The sequence below is a fragment of the Bradyrhizobium sp. CB1015 genome, assembly GCF_025200925.1.
Taxonomy (GTDB): domain Bacteria; phylum Pseudomonadota; class Alphaproteobacteria; order Rhizobiales; family Xanthobacteraceae; genus Bradyrhizobium.
In genome coordinates this window covers 7,936,294-7,945,000 of sequence record NZ_CP104174.1, presented here as the reverse complement: position 1 = coordinate 7,945,000, position 8,707 = coordinate 7,936,294, and the positions used below count along the sequence as shown (strand labels likewise).

The 8,707-nt window shown below is 65.2% G+C and carries 8 protein-coding genes; 1 reads left to right on the top strand and 7 read right to left on the bottom strand.

Annotated elements, in window-relative coordinates:
- Positions 1-154 precede the first annotated feature (154 nt).
- From N2604_RS37215 to N2604_RS37190, 6 genes are all read right to left on the bottom strand, one after another.
- The gene (locus N2604_RS37215; RefSeq protein ID WP_260372888.1) at positions 155-1,243 is read right to left on the bottom strand and encodes a TRAP transporter substrate-binding protein; all 1,089 of its coding nucleotides are present in this window, start codon (positions 1,241-1,243) and stop codon (positions 155-157) included.
- Between the two features lie 180 nt (positions 1,244-1,423).
- A complete protein-coding gene (locus N2604_RS37210; RefSeq protein ID WP_260372887.1) occupies positions 1,424-2,737 on the bottom strand; it encodes an NAD(P)H-dependent oxidoreductase in 1,314 nt (437 codons plus the stop codon).
- Between the two features lie 82 nt (positions 2,738-2,819).
- Entirely contained in the window at positions 2,820-3,620 is an 801-nt protein-coding gene (locus N2604_RS37205) for a phytanoyl-CoA dioxygenase family protein (RefSeq protein ID WP_260372886.1), read from the bottom strand.
- 116 nt (positions 3,621-3,736) lie between these two features.
- A complete protein-coding gene (locus tag N2604_RS37200) occupies positions 3,737-4,414 on the bottom strand; it encodes a GntR family transcriptional regulator (RefSeq protein WP_260372885.1) in 678 nt (225 codons plus the stop codon).
- Between the two features lie 176 nt (positions 4,415-4,590).
- Positions 4,591-5,403: an alpha/beta fold hydrolase gene (locus N2604_RS37195; RefSeq protein ID WP_260372884.1), complete on the bottom strand. Its 813-nt coding sequence runs from the start codon at positions 5,401-5,403 to the stop codon at positions 4,591-4,593.
- Positions 5,404-5,405: 2 nt separating this feature from the next.
- The gene (locus N2604_RS37190; RefSeq protein WP_260372883.1) at positions 5,406-6,224 is read right to left on the bottom strand and encodes an alpha/beta fold hydrolase; all 819 of its coding nucleotides are present in this window, start codon (positions 6,222-6,224) and stop codon (positions 5,406-5,408) included.
- Between the two features lie 136 nt (positions 6,225-6,360).
- Between N2604_RS37190 and N2604_RS37185 the strand changes: the two genes are divergently transcribed.
- Positions 6,361-6,903, top strand: coding sequence for a methylated-DNA--[protein]-cysteine S-methyltransferase (locus N2604_RS37185; RefSeq protein WP_260372882.1), 543 nt, complete (start codon positions 6,361-6,363; stop codon positions 6,901-6,903).
- A 179-nt stretch (positions 6,904-7,082) separates the two neighbouring features.
- Here N2604_RS37185 and N2604_RS37180 read toward each other — a convergent pair whose 3' ends face one another.
- Positions 7,083-8,627 (bottom strand): acyl-CoA synthetase, encoded by a 1,545-nt coding sequence (locus tag N2604_RS37180; RefSeq protein WP_260372881.1) that lies wholly within the window; start codon positions 8,625-8,627, stop codon positions 7,083-7,085.
- Positions 8,628-8,707 lie beyond the last annotated feature (80 nt).

The window sequence follows — 8,707 nt, the reverse complement described above, 5'->3', positions numbered from 1 at the left end:
GCGAGCTCTTTCATGACTGCCGCTGCAATACTGGATCGCCCGGTCGAAGCCGGGCGATGACACTTCCGGCGCGGCCCGTTCATCGCCAAACAAAAAAGCCCCGGAGACATCTCCGGGGCTTTCGTCGTTTCAAGCGCTGCGAACCGTCGTCAGCTTACGTCCGCGTCCGCATCCGCATCATGAAGGTATCGAAGCTGAGCTCGGCCACCTGCATCCAGGCGAGCGACTCGCTGCGAAACGCGGTGAGGCTCGCATACATTTTGCCGAAATGCGGATTGCTCTTGGCCAGATCGGCGTAGATCTCGTTGGCCGCGCCATAGCAGCCTTCGAGCACTTCCTGTGGGAACGGCTTGAGGATGGCGCCGGCGACCAGCAGCCGCTTCAACGCGGGCGGGTTGAGGGCATCGTACTTGCCCGTCACCCAGGTGAATGTGTCGCGCGAGGCGCTCTCGACCGCGGCCTGGTAGTGCTTCGGCAACGCGTTCCACTTCTCCAGGTTCATGATGTTGTGGCCCTGCCCGGTGCCTTCCCACCAGCCGGGATAGTAATAGTACTTCGCGACCTTCACGAAGCCGAGCTTCTCGTCGTCATAGGGACCGACCCATTCGGCCGCATCGATCGTGCCCTTCTCCAGTGCGGGATAGATGTCGCCGCCCGCGATCTGCTGCGGTACGCCGCCGACCTTGGCGATGATCGTGCCGGCGAAGCCGCCGACGCGGAATTTCAGCCCCTGCAGATCGGCCATCGACTTGATCTCCTTCCGGAACCAGCCGCCCATCTGGGCGCCCGTGGAGCCGGTGGGGATGCCGATTGCCTTGTGCTCCTTGAGGAGATCATTGAGGAGATCCTGTCCGCCGCCCCATTGGAGCCAGGAGATGTGCTGGCGCGTGTTGAGACCAAACGGCAGCGACGTGCCGAACGTGAAGGCGGGATTCTTGCCCCAATAGTAATACAGCGCAGTGTTGCCCATCTCGACGGTGCCGTTCGAGACCGCATCGAGCACCTGCAGGCCCGGGACGATCTCGCCCGCGGCGAACGGCTGAATCTGGAAGCGGTTGTCGGTGATCTCGGCGACGCGCTTACAGAAATATTCGCAGCCGCCATAGAGCGTATCGAGAGATTTCGGCCAGCTTGCAGCGAGCCGCCACTTCACCTCGGGCATCGATTGTGCGACGGCCGGCGCGGCAACAGCAGTTGCGGCCAGGCCCAATCCACCTGCCGTCAGGAATTTACGACGTTCCATGCACTTCCCTCCTGTGATGTCGTGTCCTCGACGAGGGATCGCGGTCTTGACGCCGCTTGGTCTTCGCCGGTGGCCGACGTTTCTTGGTGTCCGAAATTCAGTATTCCCGGATCGCGGTCAGGATGACCAAAGGGGAACTGCAAATCAAGCGCACTTTGGTTGCGTGACCGCTAATGCCTATCAATGCTGCGCTGCGAACGCTGCCTCCATGGCCTTGCGGGCCTTCACCGTTTCGTTCCCCGGATCGAATTCGACATCGCTCCAGCGCACCACCGCGCCATGGGCGACGTCATGTTTCAGCTTCACGCGGTGTGCGAGTCCGATCGGCAGGGCGCCGGCCTTGAGGCTCGCGGCCGCCAGTAACAGCTTGCCCCACACCGTGTAGCCGCCTTCGCCGTCCAGCATCTCCCCGGCGTGCAAATTGCGTTTGGCCACAGCCGCGACGTCGCCGCGGAAGCCGTAAGGCTGCCCGGTCGGCTCGCCCCGCAGCGCGGCCGCCAGCACCGAGATGTTCAGCTCGAGCCCGATCAGATGATAGGGCTTGTACATGGCGGCGAAGCGTCCGCTGGCATCGGTCTTCAGGCCATATTGCCGGAAGCAGTCGGCGGCATAGTCGTTCGGTGCCTCCAGCACGACATAGACGCCCCAGCGCAAGTCGCGAAACACCGGCCGGCCGTCGCGTTCGAGCGAGGAGACGACTTCGACGAGGCCGGATCGCTCCAGCACGCCGCCGCGCGAGCGCGGCCGTAGGATGTGCGGCAGGTCGTCGACGCCGCAGGGCGGAAACGATAGGCCGTCTGCGGGCACGTCGAGGCCGCAGGCATTGGCGATCGCGGCCATCTCGATCGCCGATTTGGTGCCGTCGAGGAAGGAGTTGAACATCTGCGGATTCATGCCGGCCGACTGCGCCTCGCCCGCGGTCAGGCCGTAATGCTGCCAGACACCGTCGGGCGTCACGTCGTGATAGGCCGGCAGGTACTTTGTGCCCTTGCCGGCGGCAACGACGCGAAAGCCGGTGGCCCGCGCCCAGTCCACCATCTCCGCGGTCAGTGCCGGCTGGTCGCCATAAGCGAGCGAATAGACCACGCCCGCCTTGCGCGCTTCCTCGGCGAGCAGCGGGCCCGCCAGCACGTCGGCCTCGACATTCACCATCACGATATGCTTGCCCGCCGCGATCGCGGCGCGCGCATGGCGGATGCCGACGGCGGGATTGCCGGTCGCCTCGACCACTACGTCCACGGCGCCGCGCGCGATGGCGCGCGCGCCGTCATCGGTGAACAAAGTTGCGGCGATGCGCTCGGCGTCCCAGCCGACGGTGCGGCAGGCCTCGCGCGCGCGCTCGCGGTCGATGTCGACGATGATGGGTACCTCCAGCCCCGGCGTGTGCGGCACCTGTGCGAGGAACATCGAGCCGAATTTGCCCGCGCCGATCAGCGCGACGCGAACGGGCTTGCCGGCGCTAGCGCGGGCCTGGAGGAGGCGGAACAGGTTCATTTTGTCACCCGATAAGTGTCGTGTCCCGGACGCAGCGCACCGCTGAAGAAGCGCTGCGCTGCGTCCGGGGCACGAAAGCAATCTACTCCGCCGCCTGCCGCGGTGTCCGTGCCAGCCGCAGCAGCGCGTCATCGTCCACCGTTTTGATCGGCGTGAAATCGCGATGCGCGATGTAGTCCGGCCGCGTCGGTGTGCGGATGTAGTTCGAAACGGCGTTCAGCGTCAGGTACACGATCTTGCGCGGATAGGGCGTGATGTTGCCGCTCGATCCGTGCACGAGATTGCCGTGGAACATCAGCATGCCGCCCGGCTTGCCCGTGGGCGCGACGATGCCGCCCTGCTTGACGAGGCGCGTCACCGTGTCCTCGTCCAGCGTCCACAGTGGATAAGAGGTGGTGGCGAGGTCGTGCGAAGCCTCGAGATCGCCGGCATTCTGGCTGCGCGGCACCAGCATCAAGGGGCCGTTGATCGGCATCACCTCGTCGAGGAAGATCGCGATGTTCATCGCCCGCGGCTCCGGCATGCCGTCGTCGCGCTTCCAGGTGCCGTAATCCTGGTGCCATTGCCAGACGTCGCCGGTGAAGGCCGATTTCGCGTTGATCTTGAACTGGTGCATGTAGACGGGCTCGCCGAACACCTGCTCGACCGGCTCGATCATGCGCGGATGGGCGCCGAGGATTGCGAACGCCTCGTTGTAGAGATGCGCGGCAAAGGCCGTGCGCGGCGCGCCGCTCTTCTCCCGCCAGACTTCGGGCCGGTTGGCGTCGTAGATAGCGACCGCCTCGCGTCCGAGCAGGTCGACCTCCTCTTGGCTGAACAGCTCGGGCAGGAACAGCCAGCCCTCGCGCTGGAAGAACTCCAATTGCTCCTGAGACAGTTTCATCGGGTCGTCCTCCTGCTTTGATTTTTGTTGTCGTTCCGGGGCGCCGCGCAGCGGCGAACCCGGAACCTCGAGATTCCGGATCGCGCTTTGCGCGTCCGGAATGACGGTGCAAATGGCTACGCCGCCGCCTCTTCCGTTGCCCGCAATCTCTCCTCGGTCATCCGTCCCGCCGTCTGCGCGTGCGCGAGCGCTGCGCGTTCGGCCGCTTTCGCGTTGCCGCTCAGAATGTGTCCGGCAATATCGGCGTGCTCCGCCCAGGCCTTGGCCCGATAGTCGAGCTCCGACAGCACTGTGGCCATCGAGCGCCGCATATGCGGCCATTGCGGCGCCATGGTCTCCTCGATCACGGGATTGCCGGCGAGCTGATAGATCGCGCGGTGAAAATCGACATCGAGGGTGATGAGCTCGGATAGAATCGTGTCGTGGTCGGTGCGGCGCCCGGCGGCGAGCGCTGTCTCCAGGCGCGCGCGTCCCGCCGCGTCGCTGGCCGCGCGCGTCGCCGCAAGCCGGGCCGCCAGCGCGTCGATGGCGCCGCGCACCTCGTAGAGCTGGCGGATGCGCGCAGGATCGAGCTGTGTCACTTCAAAGCCGCGACGGCCGCTCTCGGCGACCAGGCCCTGCCGGTGCAGCAGATGCAGCGCATGCGACACCGGCTGGCGCGACACGCCGAGCCTGTCGGCGAGCTCGTTCTGCCGAATGCGCTGGCCGGGCTGAAGCGTGCGGTCGGAGATCGCTTCCAGGATCCGCGAATAGACCTGGTCGATCAGGTTCGGGAGCGGGTCGAGAGGAATCACGCCGGCAGCTCCAACGGATCGTCAAAACGGAATACGGAATTCCGTATTCGAAGATACCCCCGGAGGGGCAGGGGGTCAAGCGCGGCTCGACCCCCGCTCTGCGATGTTCCTAAGTCATTGATATTGCTGCGGCCGTCTACTGTGCATGGGGTTGTTTTCGTCAGAAAGGGGAGGAGCTATTTCGCCAGGAACCTGTCCACCACTTCGCCGAACTTCAGCGGCGCCTGCTCGAACATCCAGTGGCCGGCATTCGCGATCACCGCCGTTTCAGCGCCCGCGATATGCGCGGCCAGCACGCGCCACATCACCGACAGGCTGCCGGTGGTGGCGCCGCCGCCGATCAGCAGCGTCGGCGTCCTGATGGCCTGCGCATCGCTGAGCGTGTAGGGCCGGCGCTGCTCGTTGATCTGGCCGAGCAAGGTGAGCGCGTTGTCGCGGAGTTGCTGCTTGGCCGCAGCCGGCACGCGCCGCCAGGAGCCGTCGCCCTCGATGCCCTCGTAGAAATTCCGCAGCGCGCCCTCGAGGTCGCCGGCGCGGATCATCTCGACCGATCGCGCCGTGCGCGCCGCCAGCGGCGGATGCGCGGGCGTGCCCTCGGGCACAGGCAGGGATGCGTCGAGATCGCCGCCGGGCTCGGCCAGCACCAGCTTGCGCAACAGATCAGGCCGCGCCTGCGCCACGCGGAAGGCAATGTGGCCGCCGCGCGAATGGCCCATCAGGTCGACGGGGCCGGGCTTGACCTGCGCGATGAAGGCGATCGTATCGGCGACATGCTGCGCCATCTTGTAGTCGTCGCCGACGGCGTCCCAATGCTCGGGAAAGAAATGCCGCAGGCTGACCGAGATCACGCGATGGCTTCTCGACAGCGGACCGAGCACCGAATACCAGGTGCGGAAATCACCTAACGTGCCATGCACGCAGACCAGCGGCGGGCCGCTTCCGACCTCGAGATAGGCCATGTCGTAACCGTTGACGCGGAAGCTCTGCATGGTCAGCTCGCCAGAAAATCCAAAACCACTTCGGAGAATTTCTGCGGCGCCTGCTCGAACATCGGATGCGTTGCATTCGGGATGATCGCCGTCTTGGAATAGCGCACATGCGCCGCGAGCGCATGCAGCACCTTCGGCAGCAGGCCCTTGGTCCGCGCGCCCAGGATGAACAGCGTCGGCATCTTGATGGACTCCGCATCCGCCTTGGAGAACGGCGGGCGGTTGTCGCGGACCTGGCCGATCAGGGTATAGGCGTTGTCGCGCAGGTTCTGCTTCACCATCGCCGGCAGCCGCGGCCAGGTGCCGGGGCCTTCCAGCGTGTCGACAAAGACGGCGAGCCCAACGTCGACATCGCCGGCCGCGATCTTCTCGGCCGAGGCCGTGAAGCGCGCCAGCAGCGGCGAGGGACCGCCGACGTAATCCGGATCGAGACTCGCATCGAGCTCGCCGCCGGGCTCGGCCAGGATCAGCCGGCGCAAGAGATCGGGCCGCTGCTGCGCGACGCGGAAGCAGATATGCCCGCCGCGGGAATGGCCCATAAGGTCGACCGGCCCGAGATCGAGCTTGTCGATGAAGGCGATGACGTCCTCGACATGCTGGGCGATCGAATAGGTGTCACCGACCCCATCCCATTTTTCCGGAAAGAAGTGGCGCAGGCTGACGGCGATCACCCGATGCCGCTGCGTCAGCGGCCCCAGCACGCAGCCCCAGACGCGGAAGTCGTTCAGCGAGCCGTGCACGCAGACCAGCGGCGGCCGGCCCCTGTCTTCGCCCACGTCGAGATAGGGCATGTCGTAACCGTTGACGTGGAGGCTTTGCATTCGGGACTCGCGGGACGGGCGGAACTCCTGTGCAAGATTCCCGGAAACCGGGTGGATCGCAACTATTTCCAAGCCTAGATTTAGGCCGAGAGCACATTGGGGCATGCGACGAGGACGCAAGCTCAGGAACCAGGCCATGACCGACCAGCATTTTGCCCTGTTCGATACCAAGATCGGCCTTTGCGCCATCGCTTGGGGCCCGCGCGGCATCAACGGCACGCAATTGCCGATGGGCGGCGAGCAGAAGATCCGCACCCGCATCAGCCAGCGCCATGCCGACGCCACCGAAGCCGAGCCGACCGCCGAGGTGCGAGAGGCGATCGACCGCATGACAAGACTGCTCGCGGGCGAGCCGGACGATCTCACGGACATCCCGCTCGACCTCGACGGCGTGCCCGAGTTCAATCGCGGCGTCTACGAGATCGCGCGCGCGATTCCGCCCGGCAAGACCATCACCTATGGCGACATCGCAAAACAGCTCGGCGGCGTCCAGCTGTCGCGCGACGTCGGCCAGGCGCTCGGCCGCAACCCGTGCCCGATCGTGGTGCCGTGCCATCGTGTGCTCGCCGCCCGCAACAAGCCCGGGGGCTTCTCCGCGAATGGCGGGGTAGTGACCAAGCTGAAGATGCTGGAGATCGAAGGCGCGCTGGTGAACCACACGCCGAGCTTGTTTGATTGATCTCCGCTTCACCCTCCCCTGGAGGGGGAGGGTCGGCGCGCAGCGCCGGGGCGGGGTGATCTCTCCACTCGGGCAGTGTCTCGTGTGGAGAGATCACCCCACCCCGCTGCGCATTCCGCTTCGCGACACGCGCATCGACCCTCCCCCTCCAGGGCCCTCCAGGGGAGGGTAAGAACACCCTAAATCTTCGCCGTCGTCTTCGGCCAATACCGATCGCGTAGGTGCCGCTTCACCAGCTTGCCGGTGGGCGTGCGCGGCAGCTCGGCTTCGAAGTCGATCGAGCGCGGGCACTTGATCGCGGAGAGACGGCCCTTGCAATAGGCGATCAGATCGGCCTCCAGCGCCTTGCCGGCGCGGCTCATGTCGTGCGGCTGCACCACCGCCTTGACCTCTTCGCCCATCTCTTCGTTCGGCACACCGAACACCGCGACGTCGGCGACCTCAGGGTGCGTGATCAGCACGTCCTCCGTCTCCTGCGGGTAGATGTTCACCCCGCCGGAGATGATCATGTAGGACTTGCGGTCGGTGAGATAGAGGAAGCCGTCCTTGTCGAGATAGCCGACATCGCCGAGCGTCGACCATCCCCTGGCGTTGTAGGCCTTCTTCGTCTTCTCGGGATCATTGTGATAGGTGAACGCGGGCGCGTCGGCGAAATAGACGGTGCCGATCTCGCCGGCCGGCTGCTCCTCGTCGTTCTCGTCGAGAATCTTGATCTTGCCGACCACGGCGCGGCCGACGCTGCCGCGGTGCTCCAGCCATTGCTGCGAGTTGCAGACGGTGACGCCATTGCCTTCGGAGCCGGCGTAATACTCGATCAGGATCGGTCCCCACCATTCGATCATCTTCGCCTTGACGTCGATGGGGCAGGGTGCGGCGGCATGGATCGCTCCCCTCAGCGTCGAGACGTCGTACTTGGCGCGCACCTCGTCCGGCAGCTTCAGCATGCGCACGAACATGGTCGGCACCAGCTGGGATTGCGTCACCTTGTATTTCTCGACCAGCTTCAAGAACTCTTCGGCGTCAAAATGCTCCATGATGATGGAGGTGCCGCCGAGCACGATCGCCATCATGTTGAAGCGCAGGGGCGCCGCATGATAGAGCGGGGCCGGCGACAGATAGGTGCTCTCGGCGTTCATGCCGCACATGTCGGCGCAGAGCACGCGCAGGAAGGCGTTCGGCACGTCGATCCTGTTGCCTTCGAAAGCCTTCTTGATTCCCTTCGGGCGGCCGGTGGTGCCCGACGAATACAGCATGTCGTAGCCGGCGACTTCGTCGGCAATCGGCGTGGTCGGCTGCGCCGCCGCTTCCTTGTCGTAGGAGCGGAAGCCGGGCAGCGGCTCGTCCATCATGTAGAAGATCGGCTCGCCGGGCGTGCCCTTGATCAGGCCCTTGATCTGGTCGGCGCATTTCGGCGTGGTGATCACGACCTTGGCGCCGCAATCGGCGATGATGTAGTCGATCTCGTCCTGCTTCAGGTAGCGGCTGATCGCGGTGTAATAGAGCCCGCTGCGTTGCGCGGCCCAGCACAGCTCCATGAAGGCGAGGCGGTTCTCCATCAACAGCGCGATGTGGTCGCCGGCCTTGAGGCCAAGCGAGCGAAACAGCTGCGCGCCCTGGTTCGAGAGCTCGTCGAGCTCGCGATAGGTGATCGCCTTGCCGGTGCCGGCCATCCGGTAGGCGATCTTGTCGGGCGTCGTGCGGGCATGGATGGAGGGGTGGGTCATGGCGTTTCCTCAAAATGCGAATGGCGAGTAGCGAGTGGCGAATAGGGAAGAAGGGCAAACCGCTCTTCGCCTACTCACCA